Below are 20,621 nucleotides of genomic sequence, written 5' to 3'. Positions count from 1 at the left end.
CGCTCACCGTAACCGGCCCTCCCTGGCTTTCGGTGCGGTAAAGCCCAGCGTTTCGAATGTCTCCGCCATATGCGGCGAGAGATCGGCCTCCACCGAAAGCACGCCACCCGCCGGATGCGGCAGGCTCAACCGCCGCGCATGCAGGTGCAGCCGGCGGGACAGCCCCTCGACCAGCGCAGTGTTGCGAACCCCGCGCTCATCGGTGTTCCGCCAGCTGCCATACCGCTCATCGCCCAGAATAGGCGCATCCATCGCCGCGCAATGCACACGCAGTTGATGCATCCTTCCCGTCAAAGGACGCAACTCCAGCCAGGCCAGTTTCCGTGCGGCATGGTCAAGCGTGCGGTAATCGGTGATGGCGGTTACCTTGTCGCGGTCCTTGCGATCGGCCAGCACAACCGGTTCGTTGCGGTCGTTCTGACGCAGCAAAGGCCGGTCGATACGCCCCTCTACCGGCACCGGCCGCCCCGCCACCACAGCCCAATAGACCTTCTCCGTCTCTCGCGTACGGAACAGCGCCGCAAGCTTGGCCGCCACACCGGGGGAACGGGCAATGACGATCACACCGGATGTGTCACGATCCAGCCGATGCACCAGACGTGGCCGATCCTCCCGCCCGAAGCGCAACCCGTCGAGCAAACCATCCAGATGGCGGGTAATGCCGGGGCCACCCTGACTGGGCAGGCCAGAGGGCTTGTTCAGGACTATCAGATGGTCGTCCTTGTATAAAATCCAGGACTCCAGTTCCTTCTGCTGGATCGGATCAAGTGCGCGCGGCCCTTCCCTCTCCTGCTCGGCGGCGGAGGGCACTTTCAGCGGCGGAATCCGCACCGACTGGCCCGGCTGAAGTCTCGTGGCCGCTTCGACCCGTGCCCCTTCGACCCTGATCTGGCCGGTGCGGCACATTTTCTGGATCGCAACCTGCGTCAGGCTCGGGTAATGGCGGCGAAACCAGCGATCAAGGCGGATATCCGCTTCATCATCCGTTACCTGCCGTGTCGTCACACTCATGATCGTCGTATTCCTGATCGGGCTGACCGCCGCGGAAACACGGCGCAGCACGCATAAGCGGTTGTGCCCCCGGAGCACCTATTCCCGCAACCTGCTCTGTTCATGAACCTGCTATCAGCCGCCGCGCTGCATCCGCAGACCGGCCCAGTATTCCAGCCGCTTGCGAATATCACGTTCAAATCCACGCTGATGCGGGCGATAAAGTTCCGGGCGGCGCGCCCCGGAAAGAGGCTCTGGGAAGAACTCCTGTCCTGAAAACGCATCCGGTGCATCGTGATCATACTGATACCCGGCATGGTAACCCAGTTCCTTCATCATCCGCGTCGGCGCATTGAGGATATGCAGGGGCGGCGGCATATGCGCCGTCTTTTCCGCCAGTGCCAGAGCCTCGTTGAAGGAGGCATAGGACGCGTTCGATTTCGGAGCCGTCGCCACATAATTAATGGCCTGCGCCAGAAATAAACGCCCTTCCGGCCAGCCGATCCGCTCGAAAGCCTGCCAGGCGCTGACCACCTGCACCATGGCCTGCGGATCAGCCATGCCGACATCCTCCGAGGCCGCACAGGCCAGCCGCCGGAACACGGTTTCAGCCGCCTCGCCCGCCACCATCATCCGCGCCGCATAATACAGCGCCGCCTGCGGATCGGAGCCGCGCAGGGACTTATGGAAACAGCTCAGCAGATCGTAATGACCGTCTCCGGCCTTGTCATGGACCGGCGGGCGGCGTTGCAGCGCCTGCCCCAGTGCCTGCATGTCCAGAACCTGATTGCCACCGGCAAAGGTATAAACCTGCTCGACCAGATTGAGCATATACCGCCCATCACCACTGGCCATGGCAACCAGCGCCTCCCGCGCTTCCGCAGAAACCGGGAGAGGGCGTTCCATCCTTTCCTCGGCCCGCGCCAGCAGCCTCTCCAGCGCGGCTTCGTCCAGCCGACGCAGCACCATCACCCGGCAGCGTGACAGCAATGCGCTGTTCAGCTCGAAAGAAGGATTCTCGGTGGTCGCACCGACCAATGTGACAGTGCCATCCTCCACCACTGGCAGGAAAGCGTCCTGCTGACCACGATTAAAGCGATGAATTTCATCACAGAACAGCAGCGTGCCCTTTCCGATGGCACGACGCTGACGAGCCGCTTCAAACACCTTGCGCAGATCGGCAACACCACTCTGAATCGCGGAAATCGCCTCGAAATGCAGATCGGTGGAGCGGGCCAACAGACGAGCAATAGTCGTCTTTCCAGTGCCCGGCGGCCCCCACAAAATAATCGAGGACAGGATCCTGCTCTCGGTCATCCGCCGCAACGGCCCCTCTGCCCCCAGCAGATGATCCTGCCCCACGACATCATCGAGAGAAGCCGGACGCAACCTGTCGGCCAGAGGACGCGCCGGATCATCAGCGTCCGGCAGAAACTGTGCTGTCCCGCCTCCGAACAAATCGGAGGATGAAGAGGTGTTGGCGCGTGATACCATGACCAGACTCTCGCCCTTCCCGGTTCTCAGGACAACAGCAGGATGAACAGCGGCAGAGTGATGGCCGACAGGATGGTCGAAATCAGAATGGCGCGTGAAATCATCCCGGCCTCCCGATCATACAGCCGCGCCAGCATAAACGCACCGGTTCCATTCGGCGTTGCCGCCAGCAGCACACAGGCTCTCGCCCAGAGCGGATCGGTCCGGAACACCCAGAACGCCAGCACGAAAGCAATCAGCGGCTGTACGATCAGCTTGATAAAGGTCAACACTGCCAGCAACAGCCCGTCCCCTGAGCGTGCCCAAGCAGCATCCCCCTGACGAGACGCCAGAAACAGGCCGATCACCACCAGCGCGCAGGGGCTGGAGGAATTGCCAAGCATGGTCAGGGTTGTCTCGGCCATCTGCGGCAAATGAAAGCCGCCCATATTGCCGGCCAGTGCAAAAGCGCCCCCGGCCAATGGCGAGGCAACCAGCGGATTGCACAACACCGTCCATATCAGACGCCGCCGGGAAAGGAGCGCCCCACCCTTCAACGCCCGCTCCTTTTCCATCAGCAGGATGGAACCGGCGAACTGGATACAGACCGTCATCACCGTGGCAATCGCCATAGGCATCATGGAGCGCGGCCCCAGCACCGCCATCAGCACCGGAATCCCCATATAGGAGGTATTGGCGTAGCTGCCGGTCAGGGAATCCACTGTAGCCTGTCCGATCCCCCGTCCGGCCCGTCTGGCCCAAAGATAAATTGCCAGGAAAGGCAGCATCTGCGCGCCGAGAAAGCTCAGCACAAACGGCAGATGCGAGAGGTCCTTGCCGGTCAGATGCGCCATTACCAGAAACAGCATCGCGGGCAATGCCAGCCAGACCACATACAGGTTGAGGGCATCGAGCGCACCCACCCCCAGCAACTGGCGCCTGCCACTCAGATAGCCGGCGCCGATCAACGCCACGACCGGACATACCGCATTGACAATCATGTTTATCATCGGCTGCCCGGCTGAAGCTTTCATGACAGGGATCAACAAACGAAAAACCCCCGGATTGCTCCAGGGGCCTGCCGTCTATCCAGGTCAGCGCATCGTTTCCGAAAAAACGAAAGGCTTATTCCTCGGTTTCGTCACGTTCCGGACGGGGACCGCTATCCTGTCCCTTGGCGGAAACATCGCGATCAACCAGCTCAATCACCGCCATGGAAGCAGCATCGCCATAGCGAACGCCTGCCTTCAGAACACGGGTGTAACCACCCTGACGGGCCTTGTAGCGCTCAGCGATCGCACTGAAGAGCTTGGTAACGATCACTTCGTCACGCAGCTGGGCATAAGCCTGACGGCGTGCATGCAGACCGCCGCGCTTGCCAAGGGTGATCAGCTTCTCGGCGACCGGACGAAGTTCCTTCGCCTTCGGCAGCGTCGTCGTGATCTGCTCGTGCTTGATAAGGGCAACGGCCATGTTGCGGAACATGGCCTGCCTGTGGCTGGACGTAACGCCGAGCTTCCGGCCGGCAATACCATGGCGCATAGTCTTCGATCTCCTGAGAACGCTCCCCGCTACCGCTTATCGCGGCTACGGGGAACGCCCTATATCTCTGTTGGGCGCCTCGGCGCACCTGTTTTTTGACCCCTGTTTTTGCAGGGCAGAAAACCGGAACCGGACGCGGTCTTGTCAAAAGGCGATTATCAGAAGGGCTCTTCCAACCGCTTGGCCAGGTCTTCAATATTTTCCGGCGGCCAGCCGGACACACTCATGCCGAGGGAAAGTCCCATATTGGCGAGGACTTCCTTGATCTCGTTCAGCGACTTGCGCCCGAAATTCGGGGTGCGCAGCATTTCCTGCTCGGATTTCTGCACCAGATCGCCGATATAGACGATATTGTCGTTCTTGAGACAGTTGGCGCTGCGAACCGACAGTTCCAGCTCATCCACCTTACGCAGCAGATTGCGGTTGAACGGCAGGTCGTCCTGCGGTTCGTCGTGACGGACCTGCTGCGGCTCTTCGAAGTTGATGAAGAGCTGAAGCTGATCCTGAAGAATACGGGCGGCCAGAGCCACCGAGTCTTCCGGAGTCACCGCACCATTGGTTTCGACCGTCAGCAGCAGCTTGTCATAATCGGTGACCTGACCAACGCGGGTCGGCTCCACCTTGTAGGACACGCGGCGAACGGGAGAGTAGATGGCGTCGATCGGGATCAGACCGATCGGGCTGTCTTCCTGCCGGTTCTGGCTGGCCGGGACATAGCCCTTACCGAGATTGACCGTGAACTCCATGCCCAGCTTCACGCCGTCATCCAGCGTGCAAAGGACGAGATCGGGGTTCATGATCTCAATGTCATGACCGGCCTGAATCTGACCAGCCGTGACTTCGCCCGGGCCGGTTGCTGTCAGCATCATGCGCTTCGGGCCTTCGCCATGCATGCGAAGGGCCAGCTGCTTGATATTCAGGACGATATCCGTAACGTCTTCACGCACACCGGCGACAGACGAGAATTCATGCAGCACGCCGTCAATCTGCACAGCCGTCACTGCCGCACCCTGCAGGGATGACAGCAGAATACGACGGATGGCGTTGCCGAGCGTCATGCCGAAGCCGCGCTCCAGCGGCTCCGCCACGATGGTCGCGATACGCGACGGCTCGTTGCCGGGCTCCACATCGAGCTTTTCCGGCTTGATCAGAGACTGCCAGTTCCTCTGGATGACCACGCTTCGCCTCTTGTCAAAAGGTTAGGCCGACACTGACGGGGACATCGTCCCTCACGCCAATGCCGGCTGGATCCACCCCGGATCGTATTTTGTCCGGGACAATTGCCACTCGCGTCTCAGACGCGGCGACGCTTCCGAGGACGGCAACCGTTATGCGGGATCGGCGTGGTATCGCGGATCGCGGTGATCGCGAAGCCAACCGCCTGCAGCGCACGGAGGGCGCTTTCACGTCCGGAGCCAGGACCGCTCACCTCGATCTCCAGCGTCTCCATGCCATGCTCGCGCGCCTTGCGGCCTGCGTCTTCCGCCGCGACCTGCGCCGCATACGGGGTGGACTTGCGGCTTCCCTTGAAGCCCTGCGCACCGGCCGAGGACCAGGCGATCGCGTTGCCCTGGGCATCGCTGATCGTGATCATCGTGTTGTTGAAGGTCGCGGCAACATGCGCCACGCCGGAAGAGATATTCTTGCGTTCCTTTTTACGGGGACGCGAAGAGGTGGCATTACGAGCCATAATGAGGTGATCCTGAGCTGTCTGTCGAACGGGAACGCACCGGAAAGGCCGAAGCCTTAACGGGTGACCTTCTTCTTACCGGCAATCGCCACGGCCTTGCCCTTGCGGGTACGGGCATTCGTGTGCGTGCGCTGACCGCGCACCGGCAGGCCACGACGATGACGCAGGCCACGATAGCAGCCCAAATCCATCAGCCGCTTGATGTTCATCGCAACTTCGCGACGGAGGTCACCCTCCACGCGATATTCACGATCAATCAGCTCGCGGATCCGCAGAATCTCGTCATCGCTCAACTGGTTCACCCGGCGCTCGTCCGGGATCGACAGCTCGGTGCAGATTTTCTGCGCCTGAGCAGGACCAATGCCATAGATATAACGCAGGCTGATCGCCACGCGCTTGTTGGTCGGAATGTTTACGCCGGCAATACGCGCCACGCTACGCCTCTCCATATTAGCCGCCGCCCCTTCCACGGATAGTCGGGAAGGAACAGTGAACGATGCGCCGGGTGATCCGCCATGCGGGCCGCGTCGCGTCATGAAATGATTCGATTAGGCGCGCCCGATCCCTCAAGCACGGCCAGAGGCGGGACTTATAGCGACCCTGCCGAATGAGTCAACGACAACAGATCAACTTCTCGTGAGCCGCATACTCATATGTCAAGCGGCAACCATGCGCATTGTGCATGTCGAGTCAAAAAAGACCGGATCCGGTCACCCGCAGCATTGCTGGACATACAATAAGAGCGCCAGCCCCACCTCTCAAGGGGCCAACGCTCCTGTTGCAGCATCAAAAATGCAGGGATCAGGCGCGCGCAGGCTGCGCCACATCATCAAGAATCGACTCGATGGCTTCGGTCACAGTGTCCATATCCGCCATGCCATCGACAGAACGCAGGCGGCCCTGCGCCTTATAATACGGGAGAATCGGTGCAGTCTGGCGGTGATACGCTTCCAGACGAGCGACAACCGTCTCTCTGTTATCATCCGCCCGACGAACGAACTCTGTGCTCCCGCACTGATCGCACACGCCCGCTTCCGCCGTCGGCTTGAACGTATCATGGTAACCAGTGCCGCATTTGCTGCATGTGAAGCGCCCGGCGATGCGATCAACCAGAGTCGCGTCATCCACCGCGAGTTCAATGACAACTGACAACTCAAGCGCCTTACTGGTCAGCATTTCATCAAGCGCTTCCGCCTGCGGCACCGTGCGCGGAAAACCGTCCAGAATGAAGCCGTTCGCGCAATCAGGCTGGCCGATCCGCCCGGACAACATATCGATGATCACATCATCCGGCATCAACGCGCCGCTTTCCATGATCGTCTTGGCGCGCAAGCCGATCCCACTGCCAGCCGCAACCTCAGCACGGAGCATGTCCCCTGTGCTGATCTGCGCAATGCCGTGCTTGTCCTGCAAACGCTTTGCCTGCGTCCCTTTGCCGGCACCCGGCGGACCGAGCAGGATCAGGTTCAGACGTTTGCTCATCGGCCTTTTCCTTTTGTACGTGCGCGACGAATCAGACCTTCATACTGATGCGCCAGCAAATGAGACTGTACCTGGGTCACGGTATCCATAGTAACCGAGACCACGATCATCAGGCTGGTGCCGCCGAAATAGAACGGTACACCGAACTTGCTGATCAGAAACTCCGGCAGCAGACAAACAATCACCAGATAGATCGCACCAACCGTCGTCAGCCTGGTCAGAATACGATCGAAATAATCGGCCGTCGCTTTACCCGGACGAATACCAGGAATGAAACCGCCATTTTTCTTCAGATTATCCGCCGTCTCCTGCGGATTGAACACCACCGCCGTATAGAAATAGGAGAAGAAGATGATCAGGCCAGCATAGAGCAGCATATAGATGGGTTGCCCATGGCCCAGCTGCCCGGACAGCCAGCTCAGCCAGCCATTGCCCGAATTCTTCGAGAAACCGGCAATCGTGGCCGGAATCAGCAGGAGGGAACTGGCGAAAATCGGCGGTATCACGTTTGCAGTGTTCACCTTCAGCGGCATATGCGTGCTATCGCCGCCGAACATGCGATTTCCGACCTGGCGCTTGGGATACTGCACCACCACACGTCTCTGGGCACGCTCCATAAAGACGACAAAGGCAATCACTGCGACGGCAATCACCATCACAGCCAGCAGAGATGGCAGGGAAAGGGCATTATTGCGGCTCATCTGAAGCAGATTGCCGAGCGCATGGGGCAGATTGGCGACAATACCCGCAAAGATAATCAGCGAAATACCATTCCCAACGCCGCGTGCCGTAATCTGCTCGCCCAACCACATCAGGAACATTGTTCCACCGACCAGCGTTACCACGCAGGACAGGCGGAAAAACCAGCCCGGATCAATCACCGCAGCGCCATGTGGTCCCTGCATCCCCTCCAGCCCTGCGGCAATGCCATAGGATTGCAGCAATGCGATCAGAACAGTGAGATAACGGGTATATTCGTTCATCTTGCGCCGACCGGTCTCACCCTCTTTCTTGAGGGCTTCCAGCGACGGCACAGCGGCTGTCAGCAACTGAACGATGATGCTGGCGCTGATATACGGCATGATGTTCAGCGCGAACACGGTCATACGACTGAGCGCACCGCCGGAGAACATGTCAAACATGCCCAGGATGCCGCCACCCTGCTGATTGAACATATCGCCGATGACAGAGGCATCGACCCCAGGCACCGGAACATAGGTACCGATACGATAAACGATCAGCGCCGCAAGGGTGAACCATATCCGCTTTTTAAGCTCGGTCGCCTTGGAGAAGGTGCTGAGATTGAAATTAGAAGCAAGCTGCTCGGCCGCCGAGGCCATAAGACTTTCCCCCTGTGGTCAGGCGATCAATAAGCACGCTGGCTGATCAGTTCCTGGCTCCAGCGCGCTGTAACAGGCCCCTTTTCAGGACTGTGGCGCCAACCGCAGGGCGGAAGGCGCCACATATATCGTTCGATCAGCGTTTGCTGACAAGCGAGTCATCCATCAGAGTGCGATCTCCTCTTTTACCGTGCCCTTGAAGGGCAGATAAAGAGAAGAACGATCCTGATCAGGCTTCTGCTGCTTCTGCCACCACGGTGGTGGTGACGCTGCCGCCTGCCTGCTCAACCGCAGCACGCGCCGCAGCAGAGGCACCGGCCACAGTGATCTTCACCGCACGGGTGATTTCACCACGGGCCAGCAGACGAACGCCCGCAACCTTGCCACCACGAACCAGACCCGCGGCGCGCAGGGCGTCCTCGGTGATTTCCTGGCTGGCATCGACGCGACCGGCTTCGATCGCATCATTCAGGGTGCCGATATTCAGCGGCGCATATTCCTTGCGGAAAATGTTGACGAAGCCACGCTTCGGCAGACGACGATAGATCGGGAGCTGGCCGCCCTCGAACCCGTTCAGCGAAACGCCTTCACGTGCCTTCTGACCCTTCACGCCCTTACCGGAGGTTTTACCCTTGCCGGAGCCGATACCACGGCCAAGACGCTTAGATTTCGGACGTGCGCCATGGTTATCGCGCAGTTCATTCAGCTTCATTGGTTTCCTCCACCTGGATAAGGTGGGCCACCTTGCGGGTCATACCACGGATGGAAGGAGTATCCTCCAGAACACGGGTGCGCCCGATCTTGTTCAGGCCGAGACCGATCAGTGTCTCCTTCTGGCCCGGCTTGCGCCCGGCCACGGAGGCGATCTGCGTAACGCGGAGCTTAGGCATGAGCCTCTTCCCCTTCCTGCCCGGCGACCGGTTCACGGCGACCGAGGATATCGGAGACTTTCTTGCCACGACGGGACGCAACAGAGCGCGGGCTCGAACAGCGTTCCAGGGCGGCAAACGTCGCCTTTACCATGTTATGCGGGTTACGGCTGCCGAGGCTCTTTGCCACGACGTCACCGATGCCGAGGCTTTCGAAGACGGCGCGCATCGGGCCGCCTGCGATGATGCCGGTACCGGCTGTAGCGCTGCGAAGCACCACCTTACCCGCGCCAAAATGACCATACACGTCGTGATGCAGCGTGCGGCCTTCCTTCATCGGAACGCGGATCATGCTGCGCTTCGCGCGCTCGGTCGCCTTGCGGATGGCTTCCGGCACTTCACGTGCCTTGCCCGCCCCATAGCCGACCCGGCCTTTCTGGTCACCCACGACCACCAGAGCAGCGAAAGCGAAACGACGGCCGCCCTTCACCACTTTGGCGACGCGATTGATCGTCACCAGCTTATCAATGATATCGTCGGCCTCGCGCTCGCGACCGCCACGACCTTCCCTGGGTTCACGTGCCATAGTTGGTCCCCTTAGAAGGCCAGCCCGCCTTCGCGGGCGGCTTCGGCCAGCGCCTTGACGCGACCGTGATACAGATAGGAGCCACGGTCGAAGACCACGGCAGACACCCCGGCGGCCTGGGCACGCTCGGCGATCAGCTTGCCAACAGCGGACGCGGCCTCACGGTCGGCGCCGGTGCGAAGCTGCTCACGCAGCGGCTTCTCAAGGGAAGACGCGGCAGCCAGCGTACGGCCGGCAGCATCGTCGATCACCTGAGCATAAATATGCCGCCCAGAACGGAACACGGACAAGCGCGGCCGGCCATTGGCCTTGGCGCGGAGCTGGAAACGCAGACGCTGTTTCCGACGCTCCTGAAGATCGATGCTCGGCATCTTACTTCTTCTTACCTTCCTTGCGACGGATCTCTTCATTGTCGTAGCGGACGCCCTTGCCCTTATACGGCTCAGGCAGACGCAGCTGACGCAGCTCAGAAGCGACCTGTCCAACCAGACGCTTGTCGACACCCTCGATCGTCACAGCCGTTGGACGCGGTGTGGTGATCTTGATACCGGCCGGAACCGGATAAGTGATGTCGTGCGAGTAACCCAGATTCAGAACCAGTGCATTGCCCTGCACGGCGGCGCGATAACCGGTGCCGTTGATTTCCAGGGAACGGACATAGCCCGTGGAAACCCCCTTCACCATATTCGCAACCAGCGCACGGGTGGTGCCCCACATCATACGGGCACGGCGATCATTACCCCGGGGGGCGACTTTCACCTGATTGCCTTCGATGGTGGTATCCACCAGATCGGTCAGAGGCAGGGAGAGTTCCCCCAGCTTACCCTTCGCCGTCAGAACGTTGTTGGCGATTGCCACCTGCACGCCCTGCGGGATCTCGACGGGATATTTGCCAACGCGTGACATGTCTCGCCCTCCCCCTTAGAACACGCGGCAGAGGACTTCGCCGCCAACATTGGCAGCGCGGGCCTCATTGTCGCTCAACACACCACGCGGCGTGGACAGGATGGAAACACCCAGGCCAGCATAGACGCGCGGCAATTCCTTGATCTTGGAATACACGCGGCGGCCCGGCTTGGACACGCGCGTGATCTCCTTGATCACTGGTTCGCCATCATTGTACTTCAGCTCGACGCGGAGCTGAGAAATACCCGGGCGAAGTTCTTCCGAGGTATAACCACGGATATAACCCTCACGCTTCAGGGCTTCGAGCACATTGGCACGAAGCTTCGAAGCGGGGGACACGCAGGTGGCGTGACGGCTACGCTGCGCGTTACGAATACGTGTGAGCAGATCGCCCAACGGATCAGAAAGCTGCATGATCCGGCTCCTTACCAGCTCGCCTTGACCAGACCGGGAATCTGCCCGGAGCTGGCCAGGTCACGCAGCGCCACGCGGCACAGCTTGAACTTGCGATAGTTCGCACGGGGACGGCCCGTCAGCTCGCAGCGCAGACGCACGCGATTGGCGGCGCCATTGCGCGGCAGCTGAGCCAGCCGCAGAGTTGCCTCGAACCGATCTTCCACCGGCAGCGAGCGATCCATGACGATCGCTTTCAGCGCCGCGCGCTTCGCCTTGTCGCGGGAAGCCATACGCTCCCGCATTTTATTCCGGTTGACCGCAGACGTCTTGGCCATGCCTTGTTTCACCCTCCGGAACCTGTCGGGCTTCCCCGACGGTTTTCCAACAAACTTTTAGATGACTGGCACTCCGCAGAGCGCCAGCCGCTCACGCCGCGAACGGCAGATCGAACGCCTTCAGCAGTGCCTTGGCTTCCGCATCGGTCTCGGCGGTCGTCACGAAGACGATGTCCATACCGCGCACCGCATCTACCTTGTCGTAGACGATTTCCGGAAACACGATCTGTTCCTTCAGGCCCATGGCGAAGTTCCCGCGCCCGTCGAAGCCCTTGCCTGTAATTCCGCGGAAGTCGCGGACACGCGGCAGAGCAATCGTCACGAGACGATCAAGGAACTCGTACATACGAGCCTTACGCAGTGTGACCTTCGCACCAATCGGCAGGCCCTTACGGATCTTGAAGCCGGCAATCGCCTTCTTCGCCACCGTCTTGACCGGCTTCTGACCGGCAATAAGGGTCAGATCGGCAACAGCGGAATCAAGCTTCTTCTGATCCGCAGCAGCTTCACCAACGCCCATATTGATAACGATCTTCTGGAGCCGGGGCACACGCATCGCGTTGTTATAGCCGAACTCTTTCAGCAGAGCCTCACGCACCACATCATTGTAGCGCTGCTGCATCCGCGGCAGCGGCTTGGACTGGTTTTCGCTCACCGCTCCCTCCCTCAGCTCTCGATGACCTGGCCGGTGACTTTTGCCACGCGAACCTTGTTACCATTATCCAGAATGCGGAAACCCACACGGGTGGGCTTGTCGCTCTTCGGGTCAACCAACATCAGATTGGAAATCGCCACCGGCGCTTCCTGTTCCTGAATGCCACCCGGCTGTCCCATGCCGCGCGGCTTCAGATGCCGCTTGGCAACCGCGACGCCACGCACAACGGCCCGGTTCTCACGAGGAATGACGCGCAGCACTTCGCCGCGCTTGCCCTTATCCTCGCCAGAGATGACGACAACCTGGTCGCCCTTGCGAATCTTCGCAGCCATTATAGCACCTCAGGCGCGAGCGAGATGATCTTCATGAACTTACGACCGCGCAGCTCGCGCACCACCGGCCCAAAGATACGGGTGCCGATCGGCTCCTGCTGCTTGTTGATCAGCACGGCCGCGTTACGGTCGAAACGGATCGCGCTGCCATCAGCACGGCGCACGGGGAAGCTGGTACGAACGATCACCGCCTGATGAACGTCACCCTTCTTCACCTTGCCACGGGGAATGGCTTCCTTGACGGAGACGACGATAACATCGCCGACCGAGGCGGTCTTCCGCTTGGAACCGCCCAGCACCTTGATGCACTGCACCCGGCGCGCGCCGCTGTTATCGGCGACTTCCAGGTTGGTCTCGGGATGAATCATCGATCAGGCTCCCTGATGCTCGGCCGCCGCAGCGGCTGCCTCACCGGAGGCCTCAGCATGCGCGATCTGGGTCGCGGCAGCGTCAATGGCTTCCTTATGGGCGGTGCTCAGCACATGCCCATTACGCCAGACCACTTCCCAGGTCTTGCGCTTGCTGATCGGCGGGCACTCAACGATACGAACGATATCGCCTTCACGGCACTCATTCGCCTCGTCATGCGCGGCATACTTCTTGGATTTACGAATAAACTTCTTGTACAGCGGATGAATAATGCGCCGATCGACAAGAACCGTAACGGTCTTGTCCATCTTGTCGCTGGTCACCCGCCCGGTCAGGACCCGCCTGGGCATTGCCCTACTCCTTTCAGGCCTTGGGAGCGGCAGCGCGCTGACGCTCCGCCAGAATCGTCTTCACGCGTGCGATGTCACGACGGACCTGCACAGCGCGGCCCGTCTTTTCAAGCTGACCCGTCGCCTGCTGAAAGCGCAGATTAAACTGCTCCTTCCGCAGATCGATCAGCAGCGCACCCAGTTCGTCCGCGCTTTTCACACGGATATCGGCTGGCTTCGTCATCACACCCTCACGCGTCAACCGAGCGGACGATAAACTTCGTCTTGATCGGCAACTTCGCCGCACCCAGTGCCAGCGCCTCACGGGCCAGCTCCGGCGCAACGCCGTCGATTTCAAACATAACACGGCCGGGATGAACCCGGGCCACCCAGTATTCGGGGCTACCCTTACCGGAACCCATGCGAACTTCCGCAGGCTTCGTGCTGACCGGCAGGTCAGGGAAGATGCGGATCCACACACGCCCGGCACGCTTCATCGCACGGGTAATCGCACGACGGGCGGCTTCGATTTGGCGGGCTGTAATACGCTCAGGTTCGAGCGCTTTCAAGCCAAATGTTCCGAAATTCAGCGTTGTTCCGCCTTTGGCGTTGCCGTGGATACGGCCTTTATGCGCCTTGCGGTATTTTGTGCGCTTCGGGGACAGCATATTCGTGATTCCTTACCGCTGCGGGGCCTGCTCGGCCGCGCGACGATCCTGCGCCATCGGGTCCTGGGCCAGGATCTCACCTTTGAAGATCCAAACCTTGACGCCGCATGTGCCATAGGTCGTCTTGGCGGTAGCAACACCATAATCAATGTCGGCGCGAAGCGTGTGCAGAGGCACCCGGCCTTCGCGATACCACTCGATACGCGCAATTTCAGCACCGCCAAGACGGCCGCTGCAGTTGATCCGGATGCCCTGGGCGCCCAGACGCATGGCAGACTGCACCGCACGCTTCATCGCACGACGGAATGCAACGCGGCGTTCCAGCTGCTGGGCGATGTTCTCGGCCACCAGAGTCGCGTCAATTTCCGGCTTACGGATTTCGACGATGTTCAGAGCCACATCGGTCCCGGCCATGCCGGTCAGACCCTTGCGCAGAGCCTCGATATCCTGGCCCTTCTTGCCGATCACCACACCCGGACGGGCAGCGTAGATCGTCACGCGAGGCTTCTTTGCCGGACGCTCGATCACAACACGGGACACACCAGCGCCGGAAAGCTTCTTGCGCAGATGGCCACGCAGCTTCAGATCGTCATGCAGCAGACGGGAATAATCGCCACCGGCATACCAACGGCTATCCCAGGTGCGGTTGATGCCCAGCCGCAATCCGATGGGGTTTACTTTGTGACCCATATTACGCGGCCTCCGCTTTCGTCTCGGTTTCCTGGGACCGTTCGGCAACGACGATCTTGAGGTGGCTGAACCACTTCTCGACCCGCGCCGCACGGCCACGGCCACGCGCATGGAAGCGGCGCATCACGATGGAGCGACCCACTTCAGCGCGCGAGACGACCAGGCGATCGACATCGAGCTGATGATTGTTCTCGGCATTGGCGATGGCACTCTCAAGCGCCTTCTTCACCGCCTGGGCGATGCGGCGTTTGCTGAAGGTCAGCGTCGCGACCGCGTCAGATGCCTTACGGTTCCGGATCAGCTGGGCAACCAGATTCAGCTTGCGCGGGCTGACGCGCAAATTGCTGACAATCGCCTGTGCTTCGTTCTCAGCGATGGAACGAGGGGTTTTCGGCTTGCTCATCTTAACCCCGCTTCGCCTTCTTGTCGGCCGCATGACCCGGGAAGGTACGGGTGGGGGAGAATTCGCCGAACTTGTGCCCGACCATGTTCTCCGTCACCTGCACCGGCAGGAATTTGTGACCGTTGTAAACACCGAAAGTCAGGCCGACGAACTGCGGCAGAATCGTCGAGCGACGCGACCAGATCTTGATGATCTCGTTGCGGCCCGACGCGCGTGCCGCGTCGGCCTTGTTCAGGAGGTATCCGTCGACAAACGGACCTTTCCAGACAGAGCGTGCCATCTTACTTGCCCTTGTTCCGACGGCGGATAATCAGGCTATCCGTGCGCTTGTTGGTACGCGTCTTGTAGCCCTTGGTCGGCTTGCCCCATGGGGTAACCGGATGACGGCCACCTGAGGTACGGCCTTCACCACCACCATGCGGATGGTCGACAGGGTTCATCACGACGCCGCGGTTATGCGGACGGCGACCCAGCCAACGGCTGCGGCCTGCCTTGCCGATATGAATGTTCGAGTTATCCGGGTTCGACACCGCGCCAACTGTCGCATAGCATTCCGCGCGGACAACGCGCAGTTCGCCGGACATCAGCTTGATCTGCGCATAACCGGCATCCTTGCCGACCAACTGCGCATAGGTACCAGCGGAGCGTGCAATCTTGCCACCCGCGCCCGGCTTCATCTCGATATTATGGATGATCGTTCCGACCGGGATCGCTCCCAGCGGCATTGCATTGCCCGGCTTGATATCAGCCCGTGCGCCGCTGACCACGACATCACCGGCCTTCAAACGCTGAGGCGCGAGGATGTAGGACAGCTCGCCATCCTGATACTTGATCAGGGCGATGAACGCCGTGCGGTTCGGATCATATTCCAGACGCTCGACCGTCGCGGGAACATCGGCCTTACGGCGCTTGAAGTCCACATAACGATAGGTCTGCTTATGTCCGCCGCCACGAAACCGGCTGGTAATCCGGCCATGGTTGTTACGACCGCCCGTGGAGTGCTTGCCTTCGGTCAGAGTCTTGACCGGCTTGCCCTTCCACAGTTCGCTGCGATCCACCAGAACCGTGCCGCGCAGAGACGCAGTCACGGGATTGAAATGCTTCAGTGCCATGGTCCGTGCCTCAGGCCAGCTTGGCGGTCAGGTCGATAGCCTGACCGGCGACCAGCTGGACATACGCCTTCTTCACATCGCTCCGCTGGCCAGGGCGGCCGCGAAAACGCTTCGTCTTGCCCTTGTTCACCAAGGTATTGACGCCAATCACCTTCACCCCGAACAGGCCTTCAACAGCGGCCTTGATCTCCGGCTTGGTCGCATCGATCGCCACGCGGAACACGACCTGGCTGCGCTCGCTGAGCAGCGTCGCCTTTTCCGTGATCAGCGGGCTACGGATGACTTCATACATCGCCTCGCGGGACATACGCTCGGCGCGACGACGCGCAGCCAGCGATGTTTTCTGCGGAGAGCTCATGCCGCGCTCCTTTCTTCAACCGCACCGAAACCAAGGCGGGCCTTGAGAGCCTCAACACCGGCAACCGTAATCGCCAGCACGTCGTGGTTCAGAATGTCATATACGTTGGCACCGATGGTCGGCAGCACATCAACCGCCAGCAGCGAGCGGCTTGCGCGGGCAAAGCCCTCGTCAACGCTGGCACCATCGACGATCAAAGCGGAGCGCCAGCCAAGGGCGCGCAACTTCGCGGCAAGGTCACGGGTCTTTTCCATACCAGCAGCCGCGTCGATGACGACGAGCTTGCCTTCCGCCTGTTTCTGGGACAGAGCGGAAATCAGGCCGAGACGACGCACCTTCTTCGGCAGATCATAGCCATGGTCACGAACGACCGGACCATGAACGGCACCACCGGTGCGGAACTGCGGAGCGCGCAGGCTGCCCTGACGGGCGTTACCCGTGCCCTTCTGGCGATACGGCTTCTTGGTCGTGCCGCTCACCTCGCCCATGCCCTTCACCTTGTGGGTGCCAGCACGGCGGCAGGCAAGCTGCCAATGAACCACGCGCGCCATGATATCGGCACGCGGGGTCGCCGCAAAAATCTCGTCCGGCAGCTCGGCCGTACCGGCGCTGCCGTTATCGAGGGTCTTGATCTCGATCTGCATGTCTTAGCCCTCGCTCGCCGCGGCGTCTGCCTGCAGCGCTGCCGGGTAGGCAACGCCTTCCGGACGCTTGCGCTTCACGGCGTCACGCACCAGCACATAACCACCCTTGGCGCCGGGAATAGAGCCACGGATCATGAGCAGTCCGCGCGCCGCATCGACATGCGCGACTTCCACATTCTGAGTGGTCACCCGCTCGTCACCGAGATGGCCAGCCATTTTCTTGTTTTTAAAGGTCTTGCCGGGATCCTGGCGGTTACCGGTCGAACCATGGCTACGATGGCTGATGGACACGCCGTGGCTGGCTTCCAGACCGGCGAAATTCCAACGCTTCATCGCACCGGCGAAGCCCTTACCCTTGGACGTACCGGTCACGTCGACCTTCTGGCCAACCAGGAAATGCTCGGCCGACAAAGTCGCACCGGGTTCCAGAATGGCGTCTTCCGCCACCCGGAATTCCACGAGCTTCTTCTTCGGTTCCACCTTCACACGGGCGAAATGGCCTTTATTGGCCTTCGACACATGCTTCGGCTTTGCCTGACCGAACCCTAGCTGCACCGCCGTGTAACCATCCCGCTCCTTGGTGCGGGTGTCCACGACCTGGACCTGGTCCAGATGCAGAACGGTGACGGGAACATGTGTCCCGTCTTCCTTGAACAGCCGGGTCATACCCAGCTTACGTGCAATTAATCCTGTGCGCATGGCTGGCTCTTACAGCTTAATCTCGACGTCGACACCGGCAGCCAGGTCGAGCTTCATCAGCGCGTCCACGGTCTGGGGTGTCGGCTCGACGATATCGAGGAGCCGGCGATGCGTCCGGATTTCGAACTGCTCGCGGCTTTTTTTGTCCACGTGCGGGGAACGGTTCACAGTGAACCGTTCGATATGCGTCGGCAGCGGGATAGGGCCCCGAACCCGCGCACCCGTACGCTTCGCCGTATTCACGATCTCCTTTGTGCTGTTATCGAGCACTCGATGATCGTACGCCTTGAGGCGAATGCGGATGTTCTGGTTATCCATTTGTACTAAGTCCGAATTCGGGGCCGTTGATTACTGCGAAATCTTCGCGACGACGCCTGCACCAACGGTGCGGCCGCCTTCACGAATAGCAAAACGCAGACCTTCATCCATCGCGATCGGCGCAATCAGCTCAACCTGCATGGAGACGTTATCGCCCGGCATCACCATTTCCGTGCCTTCCGGCAGGCTCACGACGCCAGTGACGTCGGTCGTGCGGAAGTAGAACTGCGGACGGTAGTTGGTGAAGAACGGCGTATGACGGCCACCCTCTTCCTTCGTGAGGATGTACGCCTCGGCGGCGAACTTCGTGTGCGGGGTGATGGAGCCCGGCTTGGCCAGAACCTGACCACGCTCGACGTCTTCACGCTTCGTGCCACGCAGCAGCGCACCGATGTTATCGCCCGCTTCACCGCGATCGAGCAGCTTGCGGAACATTTCAACGCCGGTCACGGTCGTCTTGGAGGTCGCCTTCAGGCCGACGATTTCGACTTCGTCACCAACCTTGACTTCGCCGCGCTCGATACGACCGGTCACCACGGTGCCACGGCCAGAGATCGAGAACACGTCTTCGATCGGCATCAGGAACGGACGGTCCAGCGGACGCTCCGGCTGCGGGATGTAGGCATCCACCGCTTCCATCAGCTTCAGGATCGCATCACGGCCGATTTCCGGGTTCTTGTCTTCGAGGGCGCACAGAGCGGAGCCCTTGATGATCGGAATATCGTCGCCGGGGAACTGGTAGGAAGAGAGCAGCTCGCGCACTTCCATCTCAACCAAATCCAGCAGTTCCGGATCGTCGACCATATCGACCTTGTTCAGGAACACGACCAGGGCCGGAACACCGACCTGACGGGCGAGCAGGATGTGCTCACGGGTCTGCGGCATCGGGCCGTCAGCAGCGGAGACAACGAGAATGCCGCCATCCATCTGGGCCGCGCCGGTGATCATGTTCTTCACATAGTCGGCGTGACCGGGGCAGTCCACGTGCGCATAGTGACGGTTGCCGGTCTCATATTCCACGTGTGCCGTGGAAATCGTGATACCACGGGCGCGTTCTTCCGGCGCCTTGTCGATCTGGTCATACGCGGTGAAAGTTGCGCCGCCGGTTTCGGCAAGCACCTTCGTGATTGCAGCAGTCAGCGACGTCTTGCCATGATCAACATGTCCGATCGTGCCGATGTTGCAGTGCGGTTTGTTCCGCTCAAATTTCGCCTTGGCCATGGTCTTCTCCGTGCCCGCTTTTCGGTCCGGTGTTTCTACTGAATATTACCAACGGTAATGGCTGAAGGCCTTGTTGGCCTCTGCCATCCGGTGGGTATCTTCGCGCTTCTTCACCGCGGAACCGCGGTTATGAACGGCGTCAAGCAACTCGTTTGAAAGCCGCTCTTCCATCGTGTGCTCACCCCGCTTGCGGGAAGCATCGATGATCCAGCGGATCGCCAGCGCCTGCCGACGGTCCGCGCGCACTTCCACCGGCACCTGATAGGTCGCACCGCCCACGCGGCGAGACCGGACTTCCACGGCCGGTTTCACGTTGTCCAGCGCTTCATGGAACATACGGACCGGATCGGCCTGATTCCCACCACGCTTTTTCAACACGTCGAGTGCACCATAAACGATGCCCTCGGCAACGGATTTCTTACCGTCATACATCAGCGCGTTCATGAAACGTGTGATGACGACATCGCCGAACTTGGGGTCCGGCAGGATCTCGCGCTTAACGGCGCGGCGGCGGCGGCTCATATCAGCCCTCTCCTTACTTCGGACGCTTCGCGCCGTAGAGCGAACGGCGCTGACGCCGCTTCGCAATACCCTGCGTGTCAAGCACGCCGCGCAGAATGTGATAACGCACGCCAGGAAGATCCTTCACGCGTCCGCCACGGATCAGAACGACGCTATGCTCTTGCAGGTTGTGGCCCTCACCTGGGATGTAGCTCACCACCTCATAGCCGTTCGTCAGGCGCACCTTGGCCACCTTACGAAGAGCCGAGTTCGGCTTCTTCGGAGTGGTTGTGTACACGCGGGTGCAAACGCCACGCTTCTGCGGGCACCCCTGCAGCGCCGGGACCTTGTTGCGCGCCTTGTTGGGCTCACGCCCCTTGGCGATCAGCTGGTTAATGGTCGGCATCGGGCCTCTTTCCGAACTCTCTGTCTATCCACCTCACCCGGATGGGCGAGCCACCGTCAACGCCATAACCCCGCGACGGGCCGAATCAAATTCGGCCTGCAGGGTATAACCGTGTCATTGGCCTAAGCCTAAGCCAGTAACCCGGCTATCATCGGCGGCACCAAAGACGTGGCTAGCGAAAACGAGGCCTTCCCTGCCCTGTCGGTGGGGGTCGGCCGAGGGCGCGGAACCTACGTGGGGTACGCCCTCAAGTCAAGCGTCACAGCGGCATGCGGGACCAAATTCCAGCAAATGAGTGCTGCATTCC

General features: G+C 60.5%; 32 protein-coding genes and 1 pseudogene. All 33 read right to left on the bottom strand.

The genetic code is table 11. The features are described from left to right. Positions 1 to 3: 3 nt before the first annotated feature. On the bottom strand, positions 4 to 1,011 hold the full coding sequence (locus GbCGDNIH8_RS03000) for an RluA family pseudouridine synthase (protein ID WP_072572037.1): 1,008 nt from the start codon (positions 1,009 to 1,011) through the stop codon (positions 4 to 6). A gap of 114 nt (positions 1,012 to 1,125) precedes the next feature. Continuing rightward, positions 1,126 to 2,484, bottom strand: coding sequence for a replication-associated recombination protein A (locus GbCGDNIH8_RS02995; RefSeq protein WP_095206409.1), 1,359 nt, complete (start codon positions 2,482 to 2,484; stop codon positions 1,126 to 1,128). A gap of 26 nt (positions 2,485 to 2,510) precedes the next feature. Then, positions 2,511 to 3,473, bottom strand: a complete 963-nt coding sequence (locus GbCGDNIH8_RS02990; RefSeq protein ID WP_172822882.1) for an AEC family transporter — start codon at positions 3,471 to 3,473, stop codon at positions 2,511 to 2,513. Between the two features lie 115 nt (positions 3,474 to 3,588). Further along, positions 3,589 to 4,005, bottom strand: coding sequence for a 50S ribosomal protein L17 (rplQ, locus tag GbCGDNIH8_RS02985; RefSeq protein ID WP_011631286.1), 417 nt, complete (start codon positions 4,003 to 4,005; stop codon positions 3,589 to 3,591). A gap of 158 nt (positions 4,006 to 4,163) precedes the next feature. Then, positions 4,164 to 5,183, bottom strand: a complete 1,020-nt coding sequence (locus GbCGDNIH8_RS02980; protein WP_011631285.1) for a DNA-directed RNA polymerase subunit alpha — start codon at positions 5,181 to 5,183, stop codon at positions 4,164 to 4,166. Between the two features lie 116 nt (positions 5,184 to 5,299). After that, complete coding sequence (gene rpsK / locus GbCGDNIH8_RS02975) at positions 5,300 to 5,695, bottom strand: 30S ribosomal protein S11 (RefSeq protein WP_011631284.1); 396 nt, start codon at positions 5,693 to 5,695, stop codon at positions 5,300 to 5,302. A 56-nt stretch (positions 5,696 to 5,751) separates the two neighbouring features. Continuing rightward, positions 5,752 to 6,129 (bottom strand): 30S ribosomal protein S13, encoded by a 378-nt coding sequence (rpsM, locus tag GbCGDNIH8_RS02970; RefSeq protein WP_011631283.1) that lies wholly within the window; start codon positions 6,127 to 6,129, stop codon positions 5,752 to 5,754. Positions 6,130 to 6,496: 367 nt separating this feature from the next. After that, on the bottom strand, positions 6,497 to 7,165 hold the full coding sequence (locus tag GbCGDNIH8_RS02965; RefSeq protein ID WP_072573567.1) for an adenylate kinase: 669 nt from the start codon (positions 7,163 to 7,165) through the stop codon (positions 6,497 to 6,499). Positions 7,166 to 7,173: 8 nt separating this feature from the next. Next, positions 7,174 to 8,517, bottom strand: coding sequence for a preprotein translocase subunit SecY (gene secY / locus GbCGDNIH8_RS02960; protein WP_072572036.1), 1,344 nt, complete (start codon positions 8,515 to 8,517; stop codon positions 7,174 to 7,176). A 229-nt stretch (positions 8,518 to 8,746) separates the two neighbouring features. Beyond that, positions 8,747 to 9,229 carry a 50S ribosomal protein L15 gene (gene rplO, locus GbCGDNIH8_RS02955; protein WP_072572035.1) on the bottom strand — a complete coding sequence of 161 codons (483 nt, stop codon included), beginning with the start codon at positions 9,227 to 9,229 and terminating at the stop codon, positions 8,747 to 8,749. Then, positions 9,216 to 9,407 (bottom strand): 50S ribosomal protein L30, encoded by a 192-nt coding sequence (gene rpmD / locus GbCGDNIH8_RS02950; RefSeq protein ID WP_011631279.1) that lies wholly within the window; start codon positions 9,405 to 9,407, stop codon positions 9,216 to 9,218. Before rpmD ends, rplO begins: the two co-directional genes overlap by 14 nt. Then, complete coding sequence (gene rpsE, locus GbCGDNIH8_RS02945) at positions 9,400 to 9,972, bottom strand: 30S ribosomal protein S5 (RefSeq protein WP_011631278.1); 573 nt, start codon at positions 9,970 to 9,972, stop codon at positions 9,400 to 9,402. The genes rpmD and rpsE overlap by 8 nt, the downstream gene beginning before the upstream one ends. Before the next feature lie 11 nt (positions 9,973 to 9,983). Continuing rightward, complete coding sequence (rplR, locus tag GbCGDNIH8_RS02940; protein WP_011631277.1) at positions 9,984 to 10,343, bottom strand: 50S ribosomal protein L18; 360 nt, start codon at positions 10,341 to 10,343, stop codon at positions 9,984 to 9,986. Between the two features lies 1 nt (position 10,344). Then, a complete protein-coding gene (gene rplF / locus GbCGDNIH8_RS02935) occupies positions 10,345 to 10,878 on the bottom strand; it encodes a 50S ribosomal protein L6 (protein WP_072572034.1) in 534 nt (177 codons plus the stop codon). A 15-nt stretch (positions 10,879 to 10,893) separates the two neighbouring features. Next, positions 10,894 to 11,292: a 30S ribosomal protein S8 gene (gene rpsH / locus GbCGDNIH8_RS02930; RefSeq protein ID WP_011631275.1), complete on the bottom strand. Its 399-nt coding sequence runs from the start codon at positions 11,290 to 11,292 to the stop codon at positions 10,894 to 10,896. Between the two features lie 11 nt (positions 11,293 to 11,303). Next, a complete protein-coding gene (gene rpsN, locus GbCGDNIH8_RS02925) occupies positions 11,304 to 11,609 on the bottom strand; it encodes a 30S ribosomal protein S14 (protein WP_025286096.1) in 306 nt (101 codons plus the stop codon). Positions 11,610 to 11,700: 91 nt separating this feature from the next. Beyond that, entirely contained in the window at positions 11,701 to 12,231 is a 531-nt protein-coding gene (gene rplE / locus GbCGDNIH8_RS02920) for a 50S ribosomal protein L5 (RefSeq protein WP_408874704.1), read from the bottom strand. 44 nt (positions 12,232 to 12,275) lie between these two features. Next, positions 12,276 to 12,596 (bottom strand): 50S ribosomal protein L24, encoded by a 321-nt coding sequence (gene rplX, locus GbCGDNIH8_RS02915; protein WP_011631272.1) that lies wholly within the window; start codon positions 12,594 to 12,596, stop codon positions 12,276 to 12,278. After that, complete coding sequence (rplN, locus tag GbCGDNIH8_RS02910) at positions 12,596 to 12,964, bottom strand: 50S ribosomal protein L14 (RefSeq protein WP_011631271.1); 369 nt, start codon at positions 12,962 to 12,964, stop codon at positions 12,596 to 12,598. Before rplN ends, rplX begins: the two co-directional genes overlap by 1 nt. Positions 12,965 to 13,063: 99 nt before the next feature. Further along, a pseudogene (gene rpsQ / locus GbCGDNIH8_RS02905) lies at positions 13,064 to 13,315 on the bottom strand (30S ribosomal protein S17); the annotation flags it as partial. 13 nt (positions 13,316 to 13,328) lie between these two features. Then, complete coding sequence (rpmC, locus tag GbCGDNIH8_RS02900) at positions 13,329 to 13,538, bottom strand: 50S ribosomal protein L29 (RefSeq protein WP_011631269.1); 210 nt, start codon at positions 13,536 to 13,538, stop codon at positions 13,329 to 13,331. Between the two features lie 7 nt (positions 13,539 to 13,545). Beyond that, positions 13,546 to 13,962, bottom strand: coding sequence for a 50S ribosomal protein L16 (rplP, locus tag GbCGDNIH8_RS02895; RefSeq protein ID WP_011631268.1), 417 nt, complete (start codon positions 13,960 to 13,962; stop codon positions 13,546 to 13,548). 12 nt (positions 13,963 to 13,974) lie between these two features. Further along, positions 13,975 to 14,652, bottom strand: coding sequence for a 30S ribosomal protein S3 (gene rpsC / locus GbCGDNIH8_RS02890; RefSeq protein ID WP_011631267.1), 678 nt, complete (start codon positions 14,650 to 14,652; stop codon positions 13,975 to 13,977). 1 nt (position 14,653) lies between these two features. After that, positions 14,654 to 15,055, bottom strand: coding sequence for a 50S ribosomal protein L22 (gene rplV / locus GbCGDNIH8_RS02885; RefSeq protein WP_011631266.1), 402 nt, complete (start codon positions 15,053 to 15,055; stop codon positions 14,654 to 14,656). Between the two features lies 1 nt (position 15,056). Then, entirely contained in the window at positions 15,057 to 15,335 is a 279-nt protein-coding gene (rpsS, locus tag GbCGDNIH8_RS02880) for a 30S ribosomal protein S19 (RefSeq protein ID WP_011631265.1), read from the bottom strand. Position 15,336: 1 nt separating this feature from the next. After that, positions 15,337 to 16,167, bottom strand: a complete 831-nt coding sequence (rplB, locus tag GbCGDNIH8_RS02875; RefSeq protein ID WP_011631264.1) for a 50S ribosomal protein L2 — start codon at positions 16,165 to 16,167, stop codon at positions 15,337 to 15,339. 10 nt (positions 16,168 to 16,177) lie between these two features. Continuing rightward, positions 16,178 to 16,474: a 50S ribosomal protein L23 gene (locus GbCGDNIH8_RS02870; RefSeq protein WP_080504533.1), complete on the bottom strand. Its 297-nt coding sequence runs from the start codon at positions 16,472 to 16,474 to the stop codon at positions 16,178 to 16,180. Between the two features lie 47 nt (positions 16,475 to 16,521). After that, a complete protein-coding gene (gene rplD / locus GbCGDNIH8_RS02865; protein ID WP_072572032.1) occupies positions 16,522 to 17,169 on the bottom strand; it encodes a 50S ribosomal protein L4 in 648 nt (215 codons plus the stop codon). Positions 17,170 to 17,172: 3 nt separating this feature from the next. Then, positions 17,173 to 17,868 (bottom strand): 50S ribosomal protein L3, encoded by a 696-nt coding sequence (rplC, locus tag GbCGDNIH8_RS02860; RefSeq protein ID WP_011631261.1) that lies wholly within the window; start codon positions 17,866 to 17,868, stop codon positions 17,173 to 17,175. Between the two features lie 9 nt (positions 17,869 to 17,877). Further along, a complete protein-coding gene (gene rpsJ, locus GbCGDNIH8_RS02855; RefSeq protein ID WP_007282720.1) occupies positions 17,878 to 18,186 on the bottom strand; it encodes a 30S ribosomal protein S10 in 309 nt (102 codons plus the stop codon). Positions 18,187 to 18,216: 30 nt separating this feature from the next. After that, complete coding sequence (gene tuf / locus GbCGDNIH8_RS02850) at positions 18,217 to 19,407, bottom strand: elongation factor Tu (RefSeq protein ID WP_011631260.1); 1,191 nt, start codon at positions 19,405 to 19,407, stop codon at positions 18,217 to 18,219. 45 nt (positions 19,408 to 19,452) lie between these two features. Further along, positions 19,453 to 19,929 carry a 30S ribosomal protein S7 gene (gene rpsG, locus GbCGDNIH8_RS02845; RefSeq protein WP_072562793.1) on the bottom strand — a complete coding sequence of 159 codons (477 nt, stop codon included), beginning with the start codon at positions 19,927 to 19,929 and terminating at the stop codon, positions 19,453 to 19,455. A gap of 13 nt (positions 19,930 to 19,942) precedes the next feature. After that, positions 19,943 to 20,314 carry a 30S ribosomal protein S12 gene (rpsL, locus tag GbCGDNIH8_RS02840; RefSeq protein WP_011631258.1) on the bottom strand — a complete coding sequence of 124 codons (372 nt, stop codon included), beginning with the start codon at positions 20,312 to 20,314 and terminating at the stop codon, positions 19,943 to 19,945. Positions 20,315 to 20,621: the final 307 nt, after the last annotated feature.

The organism is Granulibacter bethesdensis (genome assembly GCF_001889545.1).
GTDB classification, from domain to species: domain Bacteria; phylum Pseudomonadota; class Alphaproteobacteria; order Acetobacterales; family Acetobacteraceae; genus Granulibacter; species Granulibacter bethesdensis_B.
The sequence above is the reverse complement of the archived record's forward strand: the minus strand, read 5'-3'. Positions and strand labels throughout refer to the sequence as shown.

Coding starts and splice junctions, on each gene's coding strand:
- rpsL (WP_011631258.1), bottom strand. CDS start 20,314: ATGCCGACCATTAACCAGCTGATCGCCAAGGGGCGTGAGCCCAACAAG.
- rplN (WP_011631271.1), bottom strand. CDS start 12,964: ATGATTCATCCCGAGACCAACCTGGAAGTCGCCGATAACAGCGGCGCG.
- rplF (WP_072572034.1), bottom strand. CDS start 10,878: ATGTCACGCGTTGGCAAATATCCCGTCGAGATCCCGCAGGGCGTGCAG.
- GbCGDNIH8_RS02870 (WP_080504533.1), bottom strand. CDS start 16,474: ATGTCCCGCGAGGCGATGTATGAAGTCATCCGTAGCCCGCTGATCACG.
- rpsN (WP_025286096.1), bottom strand. CDS start 11,609: ATGGCCAAGACGTCTGCGGTCAACCGGAATAAAATGCGGGAGCGTATG.
- secY (WP_072572036.1), bottom strand. CDS start 8,517: ATGGCCTCGGCGGCCGAGCAGCTTGCTTCTAATTTCAATCTCAGCACC.
- rpsC (WP_011631267.1), bottom strand. CDS start 14,652: ATGGGTCACAAAGTAAACCCCATCGGATTGCGGCTGGGCATCAACCGC.
- rplV (WP_011631266.1), bottom strand. CDS start 15,055: ATGAGCAAGCCGAAAACCCCTCGTTCCATCGCTGAGAACGAAGCACAG.
- rpsK (WP_011631284.1), bottom strand. CDS start 5,695: ATGGCTCGTAATGCCACCTCTTCGCGTCCCCGTAAAAAGGAACGCAAG.
- rplE (WP_408874704.1), bottom strand. CDS start 12,231: ATGCAGCAGCGCTACAATGATGTGGTGCGTGAGGCTCTGCTGAAAGAG.
- tuf (WP_011631260.1), bottom strand. CDS start 19,407: ATGGCCAAGGCGAAATTTGAGCGGAACAAACCGCACTGCAACATCGGC.
- GbCGDNIH8_RS02990 (WP_172822882.1), bottom strand. CDS start 3,473: ATGATAAACATGATTGTCAATGCGGTATGTCCGGTCGTGGCGTTGATC.
- rpsJ (WP_007282720.1), bottom strand. CDS start 18,186: ATGGATAACCAGAACATCCGCATTCGCCTCAAGGCGTACGATCATCGA.
- rplB (WP_011631264.1), bottom strand. CDS start 16,167: ATGGCACTGAAGCATTTCAATCCCGTGACTGCGTCTCTGCGCGGCACG.
- rplC (WP_011631261.1), bottom strand. CDS start 17,868: ATGCGCACAGGATTAATTGCACGTAAGCTGGGTATGACCCGGCTGTTC.
- rpsE (WP_011631278.1), bottom strand. CDS start 9,972: ATGGCACGTGAACCCAGGGAAGGTCGTGGCGGTCGCGAGCGCGAGGCC.
- rplO (WP_072572035.1), bottom strand. CDS start 9,229: ATGAAGCTGAATGAACTGCGCGATAACCATGGCGCACGTCCGAAATCT.
- rplX (WP_011631272.1), bottom strand. CDS start 12,596: ATGGCTGCGAAGATTCGCAAGGGCGACCAGGTTGTCGTCATCTCTGGC.
- GbCGDNIH8_RS03000 (WP_072572037.1), bottom strand. CDS start 1,011: ATGAGTGTGACGACACGGCAGGTAACGGATGATGAAGCGGATATCCGC.
- rpmC (WP_011631269.1), bottom strand. CDS start 13,538: ATGACGAAGCCAGCCGATATCCGTGTGAAAAGCGCGGACGAACTGGGT.
- rpmD (WP_011631279.1), bottom strand. CDS start 9,407: ATGCCTAAGCTCCGCGTTACGCAGATCGCCTCCGTGGCCGGGCGCAAG.
- rpsH (WP_011631275.1), bottom strand. CDS start 11,292: ATGCAGCTTTCTGATCCGTTGGGCGATCTGCTCACACGTATTCGTAAC.
- rplR (WP_011631277.1), bottom strand. CDS start 10,343: ATGCCGAGCATCGATCTTCAGGAGCGTCGGAAACAGCGTCTGCGTTTC.
- rplD (WP_072572032.1), bottom strand. CDS start 17,169: ATGCAGATCGAGATCAAGACCCTCGATAACGGCAGCGCCGGTACGGCC.
- GbCGDNIH8_RS02995 (WP_095206409.1), bottom strand. CDS start 2,484: ATGGTATCACGCGCCAACACCTCTTCATCCTCCGATTTGTTCGGAGGC.
- rpsG (WP_072562793.1), bottom strand. CDS start 19,929: ATGAGCCGCCGCCGCCGCGCCGTTAAGCGCGAGATCCTGCCGGACCCC.
- rplQ (WP_011631286.1), bottom strand. CDS start 4,005: ATGCGCCATGGTATTGCCGGCCGGAAGCTCGGCGTTACGTCCAGCCAC.
- rpsS (WP_011631265.1), bottom strand. CDS start 15,335: ATGGCACGCTCTGTCTGGAAAGGTCCGTTTGTCGACGGATACCTCCTG.
- rplP (WP_011631268.1), bottom strand. CDS start 13,962: ATGCTGTCCCCGAAGCGCACAAAATACCGCAAGGCGCATAAAGGCCGT.